Source organism: Rhodovulum steppense, from assembly GCF_004339675.1.
Taxonomy (GTDB): domain Bacteria; phylum Pseudomonadota; class Alphaproteobacteria; order Rhodobacterales; family Rhodobacteraceae; genus Rhodovulum; species Rhodovulum steppense.
The window spans coordinates 1-18,356 of sequence record NZ_SLVM01000024.1 but is presented as its reverse complement, the minus strand read 5'-3'; the positions used below and the strand labels follow the sequence as shown (position 1 = coordinate 18,356).

The 18,356-nt window shown below is 63.4% G+C and carries 17 protein-coding genes; 11 read left to right on the top strand and 6 right to left on the bottom strand.

Annotated features, from left to right (window positions below):
• Positions 1–17: 17 nt before the first annotated feature.
• The 4 genes from EV216_RS14285 to EV216_RS14270 all read left to right on the top strand — a co-directional run bounded on the left by EV216_RS14285 (position 18) and on the right by EV216_RS14270 (position 3,684).
• Positions 18–1,217 (top strand): glycosyltransferase, encoded by a 1,200-nt coding sequence (locus EV216_RS14285; protein WP_132696208.1) that lies wholly within the window; start codon positions 18–20, stop codon positions 1,215–1,217.
• Positions 1,214–2,128 carry a VirK/YbjX family protein gene (locus tag EV216_RS14280; RefSeq protein WP_132696207.1) on the top strand — a complete coding sequence of 305 codons (915 nt, stop codon included), beginning with the start codon at positions 1,214–1,216 and terminating at the stop codon, positions 2,126–2,128. The genes EV216_RS14285 and EV216_RS14280 overlap by 4 nt, the downstream gene beginning before the upstream one ends.
• A 12-nt stretch (positions 2,129–2,140) precedes the next feature.
• Entirely contained in the window at positions 2,141–2,659 is a 519-nt protein-coding gene (locus EV216_RS14275) for a serine O-acetyltransferase (protein ID WP_132696206.1), read from the top strand.
• 215 nt (positions 2,660–2,874) lie between these two features.
• Complete coding sequence (locus tag EV216_RS14270; protein WP_165899258.1) at positions 2,875–3,684, top strand: FkbM family methyltransferase; 810 nt, start codon at positions 2,875–2,877, stop codon at positions 3,682–3,684.
• 3 nt (positions 3,685–3,687) lie between these two features.
• On the opposite strand, the gene EV216_RS14265 is transcribed toward EV216_RS14270, so the two are convergent.
• Positions 3,688–4,635, bottom strand: a complete 948-nt coding sequence (locus tag EV216_RS14265) for a glycosyltransferase family 2 protein (RefSeq protein ID WP_132696204.1) — start codon at positions 4,633–4,635, stop codon at positions 3,688–3,690.
• A gap of 170 nt (positions 4,636–4,805) precedes the next feature.
• Between EV216_RS14265 and EV216_RS14260 the strand changes: the two genes are divergently transcribed.
• The 3 genes from EV216_RS14260 (at position 4,806) to EV216_RS14250 (ending at position 9,356) form a co-directional block, all read left to right on the top strand.
• Positions 4,806–6,113, top strand: a complete 1,308-nt coding sequence (locus EV216_RS14260) for a nucleotide sugar dehydrogenase (protein WP_243642087.1) — start codon at positions 4,806–4,808, stop codon at positions 6,111–6,113.
• Between the two features lie 192 nt (positions 6,114–6,305).
• Positions 6,306–7,910 (top strand): VPLPA-CTERM-specific exosortase XrtD, encoded by a 1,605-nt coding sequence (gene xrtD / locus EV216_RS14255; RefSeq protein WP_132696202.1) that lies wholly within the window; start codon positions 6,306–6,308, stop codon positions 7,908–7,910.
• A 54-nt stretch (positions 7,911–7,964) separates the two neighbouring features.
• Positions 7,965–9,356, top strand: coding sequence for an oligosaccharide flippase family protein (locus tag EV216_RS14250; RefSeq protein ID WP_165899256.1), 1,392 nt, complete (start codon positions 7,965–7,967; stop codon positions 9,354–9,356).
• 13 nt (positions 9,357–9,369) lie between these two features.
• Here the strand turns inward: EV216_RS14250 and EV216_RS14245 are convergent, their stop codons facing one another.
• From EV216_RS14245 to EV216_RS14225, 5 genes are all read right to left on the bottom strand, one after another.
• Positions 9,370–10,335: a sulfotransferase domain-containing protein gene (locus tag EV216_RS14245; protein ID WP_165899255.1), complete on the bottom strand. Its 966-nt coding sequence runs from the start codon at positions 10,333–10,335 to the stop codon at positions 9,370–9,372.
• A 40-nt stretch (positions 10,336–10,375) separates the two neighbouring features.
• Complete coding sequence (locus EV216_RS14240; protein WP_132696199.1) at positions 10,376–11,194, bottom strand: WecB/TagA/CpsF family glycosyltransferase; 819 nt, start codon at positions 11,192–11,194, stop codon at positions 10,376–10,378.
• A 1-nt stretch (position 11,195) separates the two neighbouring features.
• Positions 11,196–12,128 (bottom strand): class I SAM-dependent methyltransferase, encoded by a 933-nt coding sequence (locus tag EV216_RS14235; RefSeq protein WP_132696198.1) that lies wholly within the window; start codon positions 12,126–12,128, stop codon positions 11,196–11,198.
• Positions 12,129–12,224: 96 nt separating this feature from the next.
• The gene (locus EV216_RS14230; protein WP_207894012.1) at positions 12,225–13,076 is read right to left on the bottom strand and encodes a hypothetical protein; all 852 of its coding nucleotides are present in this window, start codon (positions 13,074–13,076) and stop codon (positions 12,225–12,227) included.
• Between the two features lie 10 nt (positions 13,077–13,086).
• Complete coding sequence (locus EV216_RS14225; protein WP_132696196.1) at positions 13,087–14,181, bottom strand: Gfo/Idh/MocA family protein; 1,095 nt, start codon at positions 14,179–14,181, stop codon at positions 13,087–13,089.
• A 375-nt stretch (positions 14,182–14,556) separates the two neighbouring features.
• Here EV216_RS14225 and EV216_RS14220 point away from each other — a divergent pair, with 375 nt between their 5' ends.
• From EV216_RS14220 to EV216_RS14205, 4 genes are all read left to right on the top strand, one after another.
• A complete protein-coding gene (locus EV216_RS14220; protein ID WP_132696195.1) occupies positions 14,557–15,456 on the top strand; it encodes a glycosyltransferase family 2 protein in 900 nt (299 codons plus the stop codon).
• Positions 15,457–15,618: 162 nt separating this feature from the next.
• Positions 15,619–16,791, top strand: coding sequence for a glycosyltransferase family 4 protein (locus EV216_RS14215; protein WP_132696194.1), 1,173 nt, complete (start codon positions 15,619–15,621; stop codon positions 16,789–16,791).
• Positions 16,792–16,985: 194 nt separating this feature from the next.
• Positions 16,986–17,591 carry a VPLPA-CTERM sorting domain-containing protein gene (locus EV216_RS14210; RefSeq protein WP_132696193.1) on the top strand — a complete coding sequence of 202 codons (606 nt, stop codon included), beginning with the start codon at positions 16,986–16,988 and terminating at the stop codon, positions 17,589–17,591.
• A gap of 419 nt (positions 17,592–18,010) precedes the next feature.
• The coding region (locus EV216_RS14205; protein ID WP_132696192.1) for a hypothetical protein at positions 18,011–18,356 on the top strand (346 nt) is incomplete at its 3' end.

The following is an 18,356-nucleotide window of genomic DNA, read 5'->3' as shown; positions in this document are numbered from 1 at the left end:
ACCAGGGAGCACCGCACATGATCCAGGAGCCTTACACATTGTTCACCCGGATCCCGCTGTTCGAGAACAGCGGTGGCGTGCTCTATACCGACAGGCTCTGGGCCAAGGACCTGCTTCTGCATCTGGACTATCTGCCGGGGTTCCGTATCTGCTGCCCGCTTCTGCCCAGGACCGAGGGTACCAAGGCCGACACGCCGCTGCCCGGGCTGAGCCGGAAACAGGTCTTCGCGCTGCGTCTCGACCGCGGATGGGGATCGGTCTTCGCCAACCTGATGCCAAATTTCCTGACCGTGCTGCGCGCGGCACGGCAGGGCGGAATTCTCCATACCAGTGGGGCGGGCTGGGCCTTCCCCCTCGGCTATTACCTCTTGCCCCTGCGCCCCGTGCTGGCATTTCGCTGGGTCATGGTGATCGAATCGAGCTTCTGGATGGCCCCGGAAAACGGCCGCGCCCGGTTCCGGGCGCGTCTTGCAGAGCGGCTGCATCGCACGCTGATCCGGCGCTGCCTGAAGACGGCGGATGCGCGGATCTTCACCCAGGACTGGTACCGGGAGACCCTGTTCGGCGGCACGGAAAACTGCCTTATCGCACCGGCCACCTGGATCGACGACTCCGCGATCCTGGACGCGGCTAACCTCGCCCCGCGCACCCCGGGCGCGCTGCGACTGATCTGCCCCACACGGCTGGAACAGGAGAAGGGCGTGGAGACGCTGATGGCGGCGGTAACAGCCTACGAGGCAATGCCGGACTGTCCTCCGCTCATGCTTGATATAATGGGCTCGGGCGCGATGGCCGAGAGGGTAAAAACCTTCGTGGCCGCTCATCGAGGCGCGGTTGAGATGCGTTTCCTCGAGCCCTTGCCCTATGGCGCACCCTTCTTCCAGCTTCTGCGCCGCTATGACGGCGTGGTGATCGCGAACCGGACGGAGGAACAGCCCAGGATCGCCTTCGATGCCTTTTCCCAAGGACTGCCCTGCCTCGCCTCCCGTACCAACGGCAACGCCTCGGTGATCGAGGAAAGCCGGACCGGCCTTTTCTTTACTCCCGGCGATGGCACGGAACTGGCCACGCGGCTGGCCGAACTTGCCGCCGCACCCGAGGCCTTCGCGCAGATGCGTCCTGCCGCACTGGCCGCCGCTCGACGCCACACCCATGAAGAGATGCACCGCACGCGCGAGCGGTTTCTCAGAAAGGCACTGGAGTTGAAGGAGACATGAGTAGCCTCTTGATCGTCAGGCGCACGGCCCAAGAGCTGTTTCCCGGACACTCTCCGGCGCAGGTGACGCTCCGGGCCAAGATGCTGCTGGCGGCGGCGCGGCGGCGATCATCGCTCCGCCCGCTTCTTAATGCCGCCCCCGGCAGTTGTGCCCATATACTCATCGCCGAGCGCCCGGAAATGCTGGGCGCCCTGCTCTGGCCCTATCAGAACGCCACCTGGCCCGCCGCCAAGCGGTTCGACCGGATCCTCGCCCATTGCCGCGAGATCGACCGCCTCGGCCCGCCCTTCCCGTTTTCCACCGGGGAACGTCTGGTCCTGGCCGATCTGGGGGCACATCACCCGGGCTGCCGCCTCGTTCTGGACCAGCCGAAATGGTTCATGCGCGAAGGCGGGCTGACGCTGAACCTGTTCGTCGACAGCTTTCGCGCCTATTCGCTGGCCTTCTCGCTCTTTCGCAACGGGGCTGGTGAGCTCTGCGCCTATATCGGCGCGTTGCAGGGCCGGAACACCGACAATGCACTTGATCTCTACCGCGACCTGACGCGCGCCCTGTTCGGCATCCGTCCCCGCGATTTCCTGATCGAGACCCTGCGCATGCTGGCCCGCCGCTTCGGCATCGCCGAGCTTCACGCGGTCAGCGATGCCGCCCGTCACCACAGGCACCCGTTTTTCGGGGCCAAGACGATCGCGCCGCAGGATTACGACACGGTCTGGCTGGAACGCGGCGGCACGCAGGTCTCGGATGACACATTCGCTCTGCCGGTTTCGTCCGGACGCAGGCCGCTCGACGAGATCAAGGCCAAGAAACGGTCGCTCTACCGGCAGCGCTATGGCTTTCTGGATGCGCTGGAGGAGGAGATCGCCCATACCCTGCCCAGCGTTCGACCGGTGCGTTTTCCCGATTCCTGAGCAGGCCCCGCAATGTTTCTTCTTCACGGCCAGGACCGCCACCTCATCGCCGCGCTGCACCGATTCCAGAACACCGCCGGGCACAGGGGTCTGCGCGCCCGGATCGCCGGGGCAAGGGGCAAGCTTGCCCATGCTTTCTGGACAATCCTCAGCGGATCGGACATCGCGCGCGAGGCCAAGATCGCCCGATCCGTCCGCTTCCCCCATCTCAACGGCGTGGTGATCCATCGCGAGGCCGTCGTCGAGGAGGATTGCCTGATCATGCAGCAGGTCACGCTCGGCCAGACCGCCAAGGCGGGCGCCCCGCGGGTGTGCCGCGGCGCCTATATCGGGGCAGGCGCCAAGGTTCTGGGCCCGGTTACGATCGGCCACGGGGCGCGGATCGGTGCGAATGCCGTTGTGCTGACCGACGTGCCCGAAGGCGCCACCGCCGTCGGCGTGCCCGCGCGGATCGTGGAACGCGACCGGGCCGACCCGGAGCGTGGCGGCCGAAGCAACACGGCCACCGCGCCCGACTCGTCTTCAAGCTAGCAGCTTGAATCTACAGCGCTTTCAGGCGCACGCAACTTTCCCGGCCGAATTGGACGAATAAGGCGGGGTCAACGCGAATCGGCTCTGATGATGTGACCGCCCCCCCTGCCCCGAAGCTTGCGGCAAAGTCATTGCGATGGTCTAGTTCCGGGGTCGAGACCCTCGTCTCGACCCTTTGCAGCATCGGATTCCCTTTTCATAAAAGGCCCACGTCAATGCAGACATTCAAGGACGCCATCAGGGGCGCGTTGGGACGCCGGGGTTACCGGCTTGTCAAGGTCGGCCGGGACATCCCCGATGTCTGGCTTCTGAGCGTCTACGAGTTCACGACAAAGGGCGTCGATTTCGCCTTTGCAGTCGACAACCGGTATGACCTGATCCAACGGGAACATGCGCAGGGGCAACTCTACGAGCCCGAAGAACTCGACATGGTCGCCCGGGTGCTCCCGCCGGGTGCGACCGTCATGGATGTGGGGGCGAATGTCGGGAATCACACTGTCTACTTCGCCAAGGCCCTGGGCGCCCGGCGCGTGATCGCGGTCGAGCCGGGCGCCCGGCAACATCGCCTGCTTGCGGTGAACGTCGCCCTCAACGGTCTGAACGACCGGGTCGAGCTGCACAGGGTCGCGCTCTCGGACAGGGACGGAAATGCAAATCTGGTTCGGCAGCGCGAACACAATCTCGGCTCGTCACGATTGGCGACAAGCGCAGACGGCGAAACCGCGTTTTCCGAGGGCGTCACGCTCGTTCGTGGCGACACCTACTTCGCACAGACCGATATCGACTTCCTGAAAATCGATGCCGAAGGCCATGAACTGTCGGTCCTGGCGGGCCTTTCCGGTCTCATCGACAGATGCCGCCCGGATATCTTCGTCGAGGTCAATCCCGATAACCGGAACGACATGCGCGCCTGGTACGAAAGGACGGGATACGAGGTGAAGGACAGCTTCTGCCGCTATAACGACATGGAGAACCTGCTGCTTGCTTCCCGCCAGCGGCCCGCCTTCTCGCAATCGGCGTCGTGACGCTCAGCCCGGCAACGCGGGCGACCACAGGCTGGCGCGCTCGCCCTCGATCCGGGCGACGGTGCGCCGCTTGCCCTTGAGCAGCACCTCGCGCTGATAGGCGCGCACGAAACGGCGCAGTTCGCCATCGCCATGCTGCGGCGCCCGCCTCAGCCAAGCACCCAGATAGCCCTGCAACGTGGCCAGCCCGCCCAGAACATAGGGCGGGTGGGCCATCTTGCGGATCGCGGTCACGGTGAAGTAGAGCGGGTCCGAGCCCATGTAATATTGTCCCGCGCCGTGGCGACGGCGACCGACATAGATGTTGGTCTGCGACGACCCCATCGGGCGCAGATGCTCGAAGGCAAGCTCCGGGTCGCGCCAGCTGACCGCCTTCCAGCCCAGCATCCGCGCCTTGTGGCAGTCGATGCCGTCCCACATCACCTCGCGCACGAAGCCGCCGATCTGGCGGAAACAGGCCACCCGCATGAACTTTGACGCGCCGATCGACATCTCGTCGGAAATCTTCTCGCTGATCTGCCGACCCGCCCCGTCCACGTAATAGGTCTTGCCCGAACAGGTGCCGACGCGGGGATCGGCCTCCATCCGGTCCATGAGCCCGGCGAAATAGCCCGCGGGCAGATCCAGATCGAGGTCGAGCTTGCAGAGATACGTGTAGTCGTCCAGCGAAACGGCCTCCAGCCCGGCATAGAACGCCTCGATCACGCCGGGGCCCACGGCGCGGTGGCCGCGATCCTCGCGTCGGATCACGGTGATCCAGTCATGGGCCGCGGCATATTCGGCCAGGATCGCGGGGCTCTCGTCGGTCGAGCCGTCATCGACGATCACCCAGGCCGCCGGGCGCTCGGTCTGGGCCACCACGCTGTCAAGCGTGCGGCGCATGAATTGCGCCTCGTTGCGACCGGGCGAGATCACGACATAGGCGCGGGGGGCGGGGGCGATGCTGGTCATGCGCCGGTTCTGCCCGAGCGCCGTCATTCAGGCAAGCATCCGGTGGCTGTTGTCCCAGAATGTCCACAATCGGTTTGCAAAAGAGACCCGGAACGGTTTTCTGCGGGAGAAGGCAACTGCCGGATCGCATGAGGCCGGCATGTGGTGGAGATTTCGAGAACATGTCATTGATGCGTGCGATCACCGATCGGACCGCCCGGGTGGGCGTGATCGGGCTGGGCTATGTGGGCCTGCCGCTGGCGGTTACCGCCGCGCGCCGCGGCTTTCCGGTCACGGGCTTCGATGTCGATCCGGGCAAGATCGACAAGGTCATGGCCGCGACCAGCTATATCGACGCGGTCAGCCCGCAGGCGATGCAGGAGGCCTGTGCGAAGGGCATGGACGCGACCGCCGATTTCGCCCGGCTTTCGACCTGCCAGGTCATCGTCATCTGCGTGCCGACACCGCTGAACCCACAGCGCGAGCCGGACCTGTCCTATGTCGAGAAGACCGGGCATGCCATTGCCGCCCATATCCGCCCCGGTACGCTGGTGGTGCTGGAATCGACCACCTGGCCCGGCACCACGGACGAGGTTCTGGGCCCGATCCTGGGGACAAGCGGCCTGACGCTGGGCGAGGAGATCTTCCTGGCCTTCTCGCCGGAGCGCGAGGATCCGGGCAACACCGCGTTCAACACAAGCTCGATCCCCAAGGTGGTGGCGGGGTCGGGCCAGATCGCGGGCGATCTGGTCGAGGCGTTCTATGCCCGCGTCGTGGATCGCACGGTGCGAGTGTCCACGACCCAGACTGCCGAGGCGGTCAAGATCACCGAGAACATCTTTCGCGCGGTCAACATCGCGCTCGTGAACGAACTCAAGCTCGTCTACGACGCGATGGGCATCGATGTCTGGGAGGTGATCGACGGCGCCGCGACCAAGCCCTTCGGCTTCATGCCGTTCTATCCCGGACCGGGCCTTGGCGGGCACTGCATCCCGATCGACCCGTTCTACCTGACCTGGAAGGCGCGCGAATTCGAGGTGCCGACCCGGTTCATCGAACTGGCGGGCGAAATCAACACGCGCATGCCGCACCATGTCATCGACCGGCTGCGCGCCATCGTGGATGCCGACAGCGGCCGGGGCCTGAAGGGCACCGAGATCCTGCTGGTGGGTGTGGCCTACAAGAAGAACGTCTCGGACATGCGCGAAAGCCCGGCGATGAAGCTGATGCAATTGCTTGACGAGGCGGGGGCGAAGGTGAGCTATATCGACCCGCATGTGCCCGAGATCCCGCCGATGCGCGAATACCGCCAATATGCCGCCCGCCAGGCCACCGACCCCGCGACGCTCGCCCCCGGCCGCTTCGCCGCGGTGCTGATCGCGACCGATCACGACGCGATCGACTATCCGGCCCTGCTGGCGCTCGATTGCCCGGTGATCGACACCCGCAATGCCATCACCCGGCGCGGGCTGGCGATGGAAAGGGTGGTCAAGGTGTAGACCGCGGCCCATACGAGATTCGGACAGGCTGTCCCGCGTACCGGTTCAATGAGGGATGTCACATGGCTTTGTTCAAACCTACGCTATCCCGATGACCATATCCGTCCCGGTCAGGCCCTGAGCGGTGGCATGGCGATATGGCATCTGCCATAATGCGGCACGTTTGAGACAAGCATCCCGAACAGGTCCCCAATGCCCGCATTTCCGGCCTCGTCACGAACCCGGCCAAATCTGAGCGCCTTTGCCAATTGGGGCCTGTTCTGGCTTCTGCTCGCCGTCGTCGCCGCGGGCATCTTCTTCTCGAGCGGCCTCAACGCGCTGCTCACCGCTTGGCAACTGCCCGAATACAGCCACGGGCCGCTGATCCCGGTGCTGTCGGCCCTGATGTTTCTGCGCGAGCTCAAGCAGTTCCCGCCCGAACCGGGTCCGAAATCCGACCGCTGGCCGGGTGTGCTGCTGGTCGTCTTCGCGTTGCTGCTGGGCACACTCGGCATCCTCAGCAATATCGACGACATCGTAGCCTACGGGCTGATCCTGTGGGTGGGCGGGGTACTTCTGATCAGCTTCGGCTGGAAGACGGGCAGGCATTTCTGGCCACCGGTGCTACACCTCGTCTACATGCTGCCGCTGCCCGACACGCTCTATTACAAGGTTTCGACCTATCTGCAGTTCATGTCCTCGGAACTGGGGGTCTGGTTCCTGCGGCTGATGTCGGTGCCGGTCTTCCTGGACGGCAACATCATCGACCTGGGCGTGACCAAGCTGCATGTGGCCGAGGCCTGTTCGGGGCTGCGCTACATGTTCCCGATCCTCAGCTTCTCCTACATCTTCGCGGTGCTCTATCAGGGCCCGAAATGGCACAAGGCGGTTCTGCTGGTCTCGGCGGTGCCCATCGCGATCGTGATGAACTCGATCCGGATCGCGGTGGCCGGTGTCATCGCCCAGCTCTACGGGGTCGAATGGCTGGAGGGCTTCACCCATTTCTTCGAAGGTTGGGTGATCTTCCTGTGCTCGATCGTGATCCTGTTCGGTCTGGCCCGGCTGATGCTGTTCTTCCATCCCGGTCGTCCGGGGCTGGCCGAGGCGCTCGATCTCGACACGACCGGACTCGCCCAGCAGGTCAAGCGGCTGCAATATGTGCGCCCCTCTGCGGCGCTGATCGCGGCCGCCGGCATCGCGCTGGCCGCGGCGGCCGCAGTGCAGGCCATGCCCGAGCGCGGCGCCGTTGCACCAACCCGTGACGGCTTCGCGCTGTTCCCGCGGCAACTGGGCGCCTGGGAACAGCGTGGCCCGCGCGAAATGCTCAGTACTGGCGTCGAACGCAGCCTGGGTGCGGACGATTACCACCAGGTCTCCCTGGTCAGATCGGACGATAGCGCGCGGGTGGGCCTGTTCATGGCCTGGTACAACGACCAGAGCAAGGGCGGGGTCCATTCTCCCGAGATCTGCCTGCCCGGCGCCGGCTGGGAAATCGCCTGGCTGGAGCGGACCGACATCACCGAAAGGATGGGGAGTACCACCCCCTTCAGGATCAACCGCGCGATCATCCAGAAGGGTGAGACGCGAATGATGGTCTATTACTGGTTCCAGCAGAAGGATCGCCGCCTCGCCTGGGATTTCGCGGCCAAGTTCTGGCTGATGATGGACGGCGTCCGCACAGGGCGCACCGATGGCGCGCTGGTGCGGCTGACCACGCAGATCGGTCCGGGCGAAAGCGATGCGGCGGCAGAGGCACGGCTGATGGAGGTGCTGGAAGCAGTGCACCCTGCCCTTCCCCGTTTCATTCCGGCAGGGTAAGATCTTTCCCGCGCAGGACATTCGGCAACTGGCGCTCCATCCAAAGCGATCATGATGGCCTTTTTCTTCCTTCGCCCGCCCCACAGGCTCAGCAGTCTTCTGCGCGGCGACAGCCTCAAGGCCCGTGCTGCCAGAAGCACGCTCTGGACGCTGGGGGAAATGCTGTCTCACAACGTTCTGCGCCTGGCCTCCAATCTGGTGCTGACGCGCCTGCTCTTTCCCGAGGCTTTCGGGCTCATGGCCTTGATTCAGGTCTTCCTGACCGGGATGAGCATGATGTCGGATACAGGCTTCGGGCCGTCGATCATTCAGAACAACCGCAGCCGCGAACCGGCCTTTCTCAATACCGCCTGGACGTTGCAGGTGCTGCGCGGCTTGCTGTTGTGGCTTCTGGCATGCGCCTTCGCTTGGCCTCTGGCCGCGTTCTACGACGACCCGCGGCTCGCGCAGATGCTGCCCGTAGCCGGCCTTGCCATCGTGATCAGCGGCTTCAATCCCACGCGAATCTACACGGCCAACCGCGATCTGGTCATGGGCAGGCTGACGATCATCAGGATCACCGCCCAGGTTCTCGGCATCCTGATCATGGTCGCCCTGGCCATCCTGCTCCACTCGGTCTGGGCGCTGGTCATCGGCTCGCTCGCCAGCGCCGCAATCAGCCTGGCCCTGTTCCACTACGCCCTGCCGGGTCATCGCGACCGCTTCCAGATCGAGCGCACGGCATTCGGCGAACTCTTCCACTTCGGCAAGTGGATCTTCATCAGCAGCGCCGCCGGTTTCATGGTGAACCATGCCGACCGTGCGATCCTGGGCAAGTTCATCACCCTGGAGATGCTGGGCATCTATACGGTAGGGTTCTTCCTAGCCAGCGTGCCGCTGCTTCTGGGTCGTCCGCTGGCCAGCAAGATCGTCTTTCCTCTCTACAAGCAGCGGCCGACTTGGGAGAGCGCGGAGAACCGGCGCAAGATCTTCTACATACGCTGGCGGATGACCGGTGGGCTTCTAGGGCTATCGGCCATCCTAGCCATGTCGGGCACTCTATTGGTGGATTTGCTCTACGATCCGCGCTATGCGCTGGCGGGACCAATTATGGTTCTGCTGTCGATTTCACAGATGCCTATGGTGATCCTGAGCAGCTATGGCTCGCTGATGCTGGCAGCCGGAGATTCCAGACGCTATGCTGATAGGATCATCGCTACAGCAATTGTTCAGACCACGCTTCTGATCGTGGGAGTCAGATATTTTGGGATTGTCGGCGCAGTTGCCGCTCCGGGCTTGGCGGCGCTAATCGTTTACCCGATCTTGGTCAACGCGACACGCCGTTATGCCGGCTGGGACCGGACCCATGATCTAGTTTATGGCGCCCTTGCGGTCGCGATCGCAGCCATCGCCATCTGGCTGAATGCAGATTCAATAGGGAATTTAATCACGTTCTCCCAAATCTGAACGCCGAGGCAGCTCACTCTGCCTCGTCAGAGACCTTCACCCAAGGCGAAAAGTCCAGCCCGGTGAGCACCGACAATCTCTGGAATTGCGAGCGATACTGACTATACAACATATCACGCGTTCCGGGCTCCATCGGCAAGGGCATGCTCCCCCTCTCATTACTCTGGCACAGTAATCTTATCAAAGGAGCGCGCATGTTTTTGGGTAGTGCCTTCCGTGCAGGCCAAAGAAATCCTAACTTATCCCGCAACTTAGAAAGGCTTCTCGCGGCCTCCAAATCTTCAAAATGCCGATTGGAAACGTTCCGAACCAGTGCGTCATCTCGCAGTATCTGTTCATCGAGTGGCGCCATACCGAGAAAATCCGTTATCTTTCGAACCACCGAACTGGGATTGGCAGAGAACTCCTCAAAAAGTAGAAACAGCATCTGCGATCTTGGGAAATGCTCTAGATAGGCATCGATCTGACGCACATAGTCGCTGCCAGCCAGACAGAGATCGGGCACGTCCGGCAAATGAGAATTGGTGGACGAGAAGACCAACTCGCGGGGTGCTGCCGAGGCGTGCCGCTCTGAGATCACAAACTCCTCAAATCTCCGATTTACGCGCATGTCTCGGGTGACATTCTGATAGTTCTTGATGATCTGCAAATAATAGGAATAGGCGCGCGAAACCGGTTCACGCATAACATAGATGATCTTCGCATCTGGGATATGGCGCGCAATGCGGCTGGCGGTATGCGGGAACAGTGGAGACAGCGAATAGATGGTCGATGCCTCTCCAACAAGCTGATTGGGCAAGGCATTCTCGAAATGCCTTGCATACTCAGACAATCCCTTCTCATAGAGCTCGTCACGCGCGAAAAATTCCGGCTCTTTTCGGTGGGACATGAATATGCCCGGATGTCTATCGAGCATAGCATGTAGGGTTGTCGTCCCAGCTTTCGCTGCCCCAATGATGAAAAAGTCTGGAAGCCTCATCTGTGCAGCATCCGACATGTGTCGCGAATCGAAGCGGCCATCACGAACCTGCCCTCCCACCCACGAACGGATTCCGGTAGAGCCCCAGCCTCTGCTTCAGCACCGCCCAGAGGAAGGGCGGCTCGTGGATCACGTAGCGGTGGAACCGCGCGCGGGGCTCGCGCAGCAGCCGGTAGAGCCATTCGAACCCCGCCTCGGTGATCCAGGCGGGCGGGCGGGCGAAGGTGCCGCTTTCGTAGTCGATGGTGCCGCCCAGGGGCAGCCAGAGCCGGACATTCGGCATCCGGTCGCGGTATTTCACGATGAACTTTTCCTGCCGTCCGCCGCCCAGGCCCACCAGGCAGACCGTGGCGCCGGAGGCGTTGATCGCCTCGATCATCCGCTCGATCTCGCCCGGTTTCGTCTCGAAATCGAAGGCGGGCGCATCGGTGCCGACGATCATCCGCCGGCCGACCTTCGCGTTGATGTTGCTTGCGGCCAGATCGGCGATCCCGGGCTTGCCGCCGCACAGGAACACCGTGACCTCCGGGTTGTCCTTGTGATGCATGTAGAAGCGCGGGAAATAATCCGAACCCGAGACCCGTTCCCGAACCGGCGCGCCGAGGAATTTCAGCGCGAAATACATGATCTGGCTGTCGCAGGTGACCAGGTCGAACTGCTCGAGGATCGCGTGGAAATCGCGATCCTGCTGCAACTTCATGATCATGTCGACATGCAGCGTCAGCAGCGCGCCTTCGGTGAAATCCGCCACCACCTCGTCCATGCTCACGTCATGGACCCAGGCGTTCAGGATCGGCACCTGCCGCAAGGGGGTGGACGGCTTCAGGAAGGTACTGTTCAGGCCGGTCTCATGCTTCATGTCAAATGGCTTCCTTTCTGATGACGACACGCTGCATGTCCCGCAGGTTGAGGGTGAACCGCAGGCGGTTCAGATGCAGGGCAGAGGAAAGATTGCCAAGGGCCGTGCGCAGACCGGCGCGACCGGACATGGTTCCGACATTCCACAGGAATCGCTCCATCGACAGCGTGCGCCCCACGGCGCGCGTCTCGACCTCGGCAAAACCGGCCTTCTCATAGGCCCGGCGCAGTGTCTCGAAGGTGAAGAAATAGATATGCCCGTCGCACTTCACGCTGCGCTCGCGATGGCGCATCACCTTGAACATGAACGTGTCATAGCGCGGGGTTTCGATGACCGCATGACCGCCGGGTTTGAGAATGCGGTGAATTTCGCGCAGTGTCGCGATCGGATCGGGAACATGCTCGATGACATGCAGCATGACGACGACATCCACGGATCTATCGGGAAGCGCGGCCTGTTCCAGTGTTGTCGCGATGGTCTCGATTCCGTGGACTTCCCTAGTATGGATCGGCAATTCGCGCCACGGGTCGATGCCGAGAACATCCCAGCCCTCATCCTTGAAGCTGCGCAGCAGATAGCCCAGACCGCTGCCCACCTCGACCATGCGCCCCCCATTCGGGTAGAGCCGTTGCAGGGTACGCTGGGTTGCGGCGAAATCGCGGATCTGGCCGGATTCCTTTTCATAGCGCCAGCGCCACCGGTGGCCCGGATCGGTCGTGACGCCCCCGAGCAGGCCCGCGGGCTCTTCCCATTGCTCGTAGAATTCGTGATCCACGAGGCGCGCCCGGGGACTGGCATACATCAACCCGCACCGCCTGCAGCGCACGATCCGCGCCTTCTGCGCCTGATCCTTCTCGAACACGACTTCGGCATCGTCGACACCGCAGAGCCTGCAGGGGATGATCTCTTCGATGGTCTTGGCTGGTGCATCCATGCTGTCTCTCCCCGTATGGGATCATGCCTTCCGAACCCGACCCCGCGTCCGCTCCGCGGATCGCAGTTCACACTCCCTGGACGGCATATCACATGGTCAGGCCGCAACACGCATGTATCTGTCCACCAATGCCTTGGTCCCGCGTATATTGCCCGCCGAGGATGCGCCGAAGACAATGGATTCCACACCGGGCAGTTCGGAAATCCAGTGGATCGCCTCGTCGGGCGGGATCGCGCCGCTGGCATAGACCGACATCGCGATGGCGCGCACGCGCCCCGATTTCAGCGCGTCGAGATAGGCATCGAAGCCCCCCGACATGCGGAAGCCGATCTTGTTGATGTTGGCGCAGATGATCGGCCGCTCGATGCCCTCTTTTGCCAGCGCATCCAGCAGCATCGGCATGTTCATCGTGATATAGGCCGGCTCCGCTCCGTATTTCTCGACGATATGGTCGTGAAAGATGCGGAAGGCGCGCGTGAAGCCCATGCCCAGCAGCAGGTCGGTGAACACGTTCTGCACGAAGATCACGGGCGTCTTGGTGCCCGCGAACATCTTCATCTCCATGTCGATCAGCACCCGCGCCATGCCGTCGACCTCGCGGGTCGCCAGCGCCTTGCCGCCCGCCAGCGCGGTCGCGAACAGCCCGTCCTCGGGCATGAAATGCTTCAGCGCGCCGACCATGCCATGCTCGGTCACGGCATTGGCGTATTTGTGGGCATAGGGCATGCAGGGGTAGAAGGTGAAATCGCGGTAGCGCGCGGGGTTGGCGCGCACCCGCTCGGCCACCTCGGCGATGCGGTCATGGGTGGTGCACATGAAGGTGCGGATGCCCTCGTCATAGGCGATGTCCAGTACCTCCATGATCGCGTCGGTCTTCCGGAAGCGCATCGCCTGGGCGCGGGCCTTTTCCTCGGACATGTGGTTGATGCCGAACAAGAGCCTGTCCATCGTCATCTCCCTATCGCCCGAACCAGCCGCGCCGCTTCGCGGGTTCGGGCGCACGGGCGCGCGCCGCGCCCACGGGCAGCCCGGTTTCGGCATTCTCGATGATCATCGCCAGCGTACGGTCGGTCTCGGTCGCCGAGGCGAAGCTGTTTTCCGCCGCCGCCCCCTTGCCGTCGCGCACAGCGGCGATGAACTCGGCCAGTTGCGCCGAATATTCCTCGCCGCGCAGGTAGAACCAGGCATCCTCGGTCAGTTCTGTGGTGTATTTCACCGTCCAGCCCGGCCCATAGCCCGGCAGCGCGTCATGGGGCTCGCGCAGGTAGAGCTGGCATTCCTGCCGGTCCGCATAAAGCCGCCCGTTGGTGCCGATCATCGCGATCTTCGTGGACATCTTGCGATAGCTCTCGTCCGACCAGTTCACCGAAAGCTGCGCGGTCGGCCCATCGTTCCAGCGCAGCGTCGAGAACACCTCGTCATCGGTGCCTTCGGAAAACACCTGCCCCAGCACCGAGCCCGTCACCTGGTCGGGCGTGCCGAAGAACCAGTTCAGAAGGTTCAGGGGATGCGCCGCGTAATCGTAAAGACAGCCGCCCCCCTCCTCCTTGCTGGTGCGCCAGGTCGCGCGCTTGGGGCGCAGCACGACGGGGCCGTAAGCCTCGGCCAGGACATGGGTGACACGCCCCAGCGCGCCGCTGTCCAGGATGCGCTTCATCTCGCGGAAGGCACCGACATAGCGGTAGTGATAGCCCACCTGCGCCACCCGGCCCCTTTCGGCGGCCAGCTCCGTCAGCGCCGCGCTGTCGGCCCAGTCGAGGCAGAAGGGTTTCTCGCAGAAGACATGGATATCCCTGTCCAGCGCCGCGCGCACCATCGGCGCATGCAGCCGCGAGGGCGTGGCGATCACCACGGCATCCAGCCGCTCCTTTTCCAGCAGCACGGCGTAGTCCTTGTGGATCGGCGTCGCGATGTTCCTGGACAGCACATCCACCAGAAAGCCCGACCCGTCACAGGCAAGCGTCTCGGCATCGGGGTGCGCATTGACCATCGCGAAATGGCTGAGCCCCATCTTGCCGAGCCCCACCACGGCGATCCGAACCTTGCTGCTCATGCCTGAAACCTTGCCTCTGCCCGATACCTGACGGATTTGTCATGATCGGCTGTAAAAACCGCGCGACGTTAGTTCCGTTCCGGCCAGAGGTGCAACAGGGATGGGGCAGGAACACGACAAGAATCGAAGGATTATAGGACCATCATGGGCATCGTTCCCGAAGTCGGACCGATCCACCCTACGGCCGAGTAGAATCTGCCCTCCAAAAAGGTAACCCCGCCGATCAGCCGCACGCCATAGACATCTGCCCACACAGTCGGTTGTGCCGACTCGTCAGTTCGTCCATCCTTACGGCACACGACACATAAAGCCGCGGCTGACGCAGCCGCCGCGACACTCAAGGCAGACTGTTCATCCATAAGGATCGGTGCTTCGATGGCCCCATCGGTAAGTGTCGTCGTCCCGGCATTCAACGCGGAAAAATACCTCGAAGAAACGGTGCACTCGGCCCTGGGACAATCTGTGCCGCCCATCGAGATCATCATAGTCAATGACGGCTCGAGCGATGGGACCGCCAAGGTCGCCGACCAGCTGGCCGCCACGCATCCCGAGGTCACCGCCACGCACCGCCCCAATGGCGGGGCCGCCGCTGCGCGCAATACCGGGCTATCCCGGGCACGTGGCGAATTCATCCTGTTCCTCGATGCGGATGACCGGTTGACCGAGGATGCCATCCGGCACCATCTGGAGGTCTTCGAGCAGCATCCTGACGCCGCCATGGTCTTCGGGTCGAACAACGTCATCGACGAGACCGGCACATTCCTTGGAACCAACCCGGTCCCCCAGGAGAATGTCACGATTGCCGAGCTGGCGATGCGCGTGACCCCCTCGCAATCCCAATGTCTTTATCGAAAATCAGCCCTGGAAGCGATCGGGGGATATGATGAAGCGATACGGTATTCCCAGGATATCGAAGCGAACCTGCGGCTGATCCAGGTCGGCGGGATACACAGCCATGATCGCGTGGTGATGGATTATCGTCGCCACCAGGCGCAATCCACCCGCAAGAGCGGGCGGATATTCCCGCCTTGGCATATCATCGTTCTGGAGAAGCACTTCGGCCCCGCAGGCCTCACCCCGGACCCCGATCTGCTGCGCAAAGCCAAAGCGCGCTGGTACTCGAAATACGGCTACAGGCAGCATCGCGTCGCGCTTGGCGCCCTGCGTCGTGGCCGGTTTTCCGAGGCCATTGTCGCCTCGAAATTCGCATTCATGCGCCTGAAGGCACGCTTCCAGGGCGAAAACTGGCGCCCCGGATCCCCCCGGGGCAACTGACCGCCGGATCTGCCCGTTCAGTCAGGTCGACGCCTTCAGGGAACAGAGACCGCCTATGGCGGCTGCGGCGATTGACAGGAAGACGCGGGATCGGGCATCCGAGCATGTAACCGCCAGGCAAAGGGCACCCGCACCGGTCCCAGCCGACAAGAAAGTGTCCCGATGCCATCGCCGAACGTGATCGTCTTCTATCCGGCCAGTTTCTGGGGACGGGGGTCGGGCGAGACCTGTTACCGGATCTGCTCGCACTGGCCCGATCAGGGCCTGCCGGTCACGGTGCACACGGCCGCCTGCCTGCGCCCGGACCCGGCGGGGATCATGGCTCCGGCCCTGCCCGCCGGATTGCCCGGCCCGATGCGGCGCCGACTGGCGGCCCGGCCCCGGATTGCGCCTTTTCTGGAGCGACGCAGCCAGGCGCAGGCCCTGAAATGCGTCCGCCCCGGGGATATCTGCTATTTCTGGCCCGGCGCACCGATCGAGGCGATGGCGGAAGCCCGCGCCCGCGGCGGCCGCATCGTGATCGAGTTCATCAACACCCATGTGGCTCATGCCAAGCGGATCCTCGATGTGGAATGCGACCGCATGGGCATGCCCCACTACCCCTATTACACCGAAGCAACCCTTCGACAGGAAGGCGACCGGGTCCGGCAGGCCGACGCGATCTTTGCCCCCGGCCCCTTCGTGGAGCCTTCGATCCGCGAGAGCGAAACCGCCGTTCCCGCGATCCTGCCCGCAAGCTACGGGGCCTTTCAGCCCCCTGATCCGCCCCACCGGCGGCCCGGCGGCACCGCGGGCCGACCCCTGCGGTTCCTCTATGTCGGGCTCATCGCCCTGCGCAAGGGCCTGCACACGCTGATGGAGGCCTGGCGGCGGGCGGCGCTTCCTGCCGAGCTGTGGCTGGCGGGTCCGGTCGAACGGCCCTTCGCCAGCGACGAGATGCGCGCGCGGCTGCTGGGGGACATCCCCGGCACCGTGCGCCTCATGGGGCTCGTCAAGGATATCGGCCGGGTCTATCGCGAGGCCGATGTCTTCGTCTTTCCCTCGCTCGAAGAAGGCGGCCCTCAGGTCATCTACGAGGCGGCCGGTTACGGCTTGCCCCTGGTCGCGACCCCGATGGGCGGCGGCTGGATCGCCAGGGACGGATCGAACGCGCTGGTCGTGCCCCCCTCCGATGCCGAGGCCCTGGCCGCAGCCCTGACCCGGCTGCACGAGACCGAGGATCTGCGCCTTGCCCTCGGCGCCCAGGCCCTGGCGGATGCACCCTTCTATGGCTGGGATCAGGTCGCGGATCGCCGCCGGACAGCCCTGCTGGACTTCGTCGGCACCGGGGCATAGCCGCGCCGGTACCCTGTGCGCCCGGTAGGATTCAGCCGGAAGCGGAGTTCCTCCCTTCCCATGAAGGCTTGTAAGGCAAATCCCCGATAGATACCCTGTCCCATGGGGTGTTGTGGTTTTCCGTGTCCGCATCGGGACATGTCCGATGGGCGCCTTCCGGCGGAACGCCACAGTACGAGATTTTGGGGGTAGACATGATTAGGACGGCTGTGCTCGCCGCGGCGGGCTTTTTGGTGGTTTGCGGCTCTGTCGCGCAGGCAGCAACCGTCAGCATCACGCGGACGGTGACCGGAGCGGGCGGTTTCGCGAACGATCTCGCCTTCGAGTTCACCGGACTCGCCCCGAGCGACGGCACCGGGGGCATCCTGACCATCGCGACCGGGCCCGCTCTGACCACCCCGCAATTCCCGGGTCTGGATATCACGGACCCGGGCGAGTTCTTTACGCTGCTGGCGGATGAAGAGTTCCTGGGCAGCTATACCTGCACGATCAGCACCGCAGCGACGACCATTCCGGGCGTCACCTTCTCCTCACAGGACGATTGTATCTTCTCGTTGAGCCTCGGTCTTCCGGGAGGCCTCCTCGACACGCTTCTGGCTGACGGCAAGACGGTGGTAGAGATGCTCTTCAGCGAACTCGTCGACGATTTCGGGGATGGAGATACCGTGACGGCAACACTGTCCTATACCGAAGCCAGCGTGATCGAGGTGATCCCGCTTCCGGCTACTGCCTTGCTTCTGTTGGGGGGGCTAGGCCTCATGGGCGCCGTGCGGCGGCGCAACAGGCCTACCAAGCACTAAAAAGGCAGGGGGACCGGATAGCATACCAAATCCCCAAGCTCTTGATCCGCACGGACTCACCAACCGGACCTGAAACGTTCGGCAAGACTTTGCCACCTATCCGGCGAGTTCATGCCACCAGATCGTGAGTGTCGTTGTATTGAGACCGGCAACCTGTAGGTTCAGCCGCGCTAACCACTGGACCAAAAGCTTCCCCTGACACAGCCCGGCATCGTCCCGAAGCGGGCACCCTGGCCGGGCTGTGTCAGGGAGCCAGACCGATCCACATGTGGTTTAAACCGATGAAAAGGAACGAAACGGCATTACGCGCCGGAGAGGGATGGGTGAGGCGCTCGGCCGCGGTTTGGCTGCTGTGCATGGTTGGATTGTGCTTTGACATGATAATCCCTTTCGTCGCGGTGGCCGACCAGGAGCACAGCATGCAGGACGCCCCCTTGAGACTTCGCACCGACAGCACGAGAACAGAAACAGAAATCACCTTCTCCACGCCTCCGACCCGATCCGATTGGGACATCGTCATTCTAGACCCCAGCACAACCCAGAACGTTCAAACCGAAAGCTCGGGAACCGGAACAGTCTACCGTGACAACGAAACCTTGGTCCGGCGCGACCCCAACCGGGACACCAGCCCCGAGACCGGAACGCCCGATGGCGATGATCGCCCCGGGATCTGGGCGTATCAGGCCTTCGACTTCGATCAGGCCCTGAGCAGAGGGCATGCCTTCCGCATCGAGACCGGCGCCCTGGTCGGCAGCGGGACGACCG

Coding starts and splice junctions, on each gene's coding strand:
- EV216_RS14285 (WP_132696208.1), top strand. CDS start 18: ATGATCCAGGAGCCTTACACATTGTTCACCCGGATCCCGCTGTTCGAG.
- EV216_RS14280 (WP_132696207.1), top strand. CDS start 1,214: ATGAGTAGCCTCTTGATCGTCAGGCGCACGGCCCAAGAGCTGTTTCCC.
- EV216_RS14275 (WP_132696206.1), top strand. CDS start 2,141: ATGTTTCTTCTTCACGGCCAGGACCGCCACCTCATCGCCGCGCTGCAC.
- EV216_RS14270 (WP_165899258.1), top strand. CDS start 2,875: ATGCAGACATTCAAGGACGCCATCAGGGGCGCGTTGGGACGCCGGGGT.
- EV216_RS14265 (WP_132696204.1), bottom strand. CDS start 4,635: ATGACCAGCATCGCCCCCGCCCCCCGCGCCTATGTCGTGATCTCGCCC.
- EV216_RS14260 (WP_243642087.1), top strand. CDS start 4,806: ATGCGTGCGATCACCGATCGGACCGCCCGGGTGGGCGTGATCGGGCTG.
- xrtD (WP_132696202.1), top strand. CDS start 6,306: ATGCCCGCATTTCCGGCCTCGTCACGAACCCGGCCAAATCTGAGCGCC.
- EV216_RS14250 (WP_165899256.1), top strand. CDS start 7,965: ATGGCCTTTTTCTTCCTTCGCCCGCCCCACAGGCTCAGCAGTCTTCTG.
- EV216_RS14245 (WP_165899255.1), bottom strand. CDS start 10,335: ATGAGGCTTCCAGACTTTTTCATCATTGGGGCAGCGAAAGCTGGGACG.
- EV216_RS14240 (WP_132696199.1), bottom strand. CDS start 11,194: ATGAAGCATGAGACCGGCCTGAACAGTACCTTCCTGAAGCCGTCCACC.
- EV216_RS14235 (WP_132696198.1), bottom strand. CDS start 12,128: ATGGATGCACCAGCCAAGACCATCGAAGAGATCATCCCCTGCAGGCTC.
- EV216_RS14230 (WP_207894012.1), bottom strand. CDS start 13,076: ATGGACAGGCTCTTGTTCGGCATCAACCACATGTCCGAGGAAAAGGCC.
- EV216_RS14225 (WP_132696196.1), bottom strand. CDS start 14,181: ATGAGCAGCAAGGTTCGGATCGCCGTGGTGGGGCTCGGCAAGATGGGG.
- EV216_RS14220 (WP_132696195.1), top strand. CDS start 14,557: ATGGCCCCATCGGTAAGTGTCGTCGTCCCGGCATTCAACGCGGAAAAA.
- EV216_RS14215 (WP_132696194.1), top strand. CDS start 15,619: ATGCCATCGCCGAACGTGATCGTCTTCTATCCGGCCAGTTTCTGGGGA.
- EV216_RS14210 (WP_132696193.1), top strand. CDS start 16,986: ATGATTAGGACGGCTGTGCTCGCCGCGGCGGGCTTTTTGGTGGTTTGC.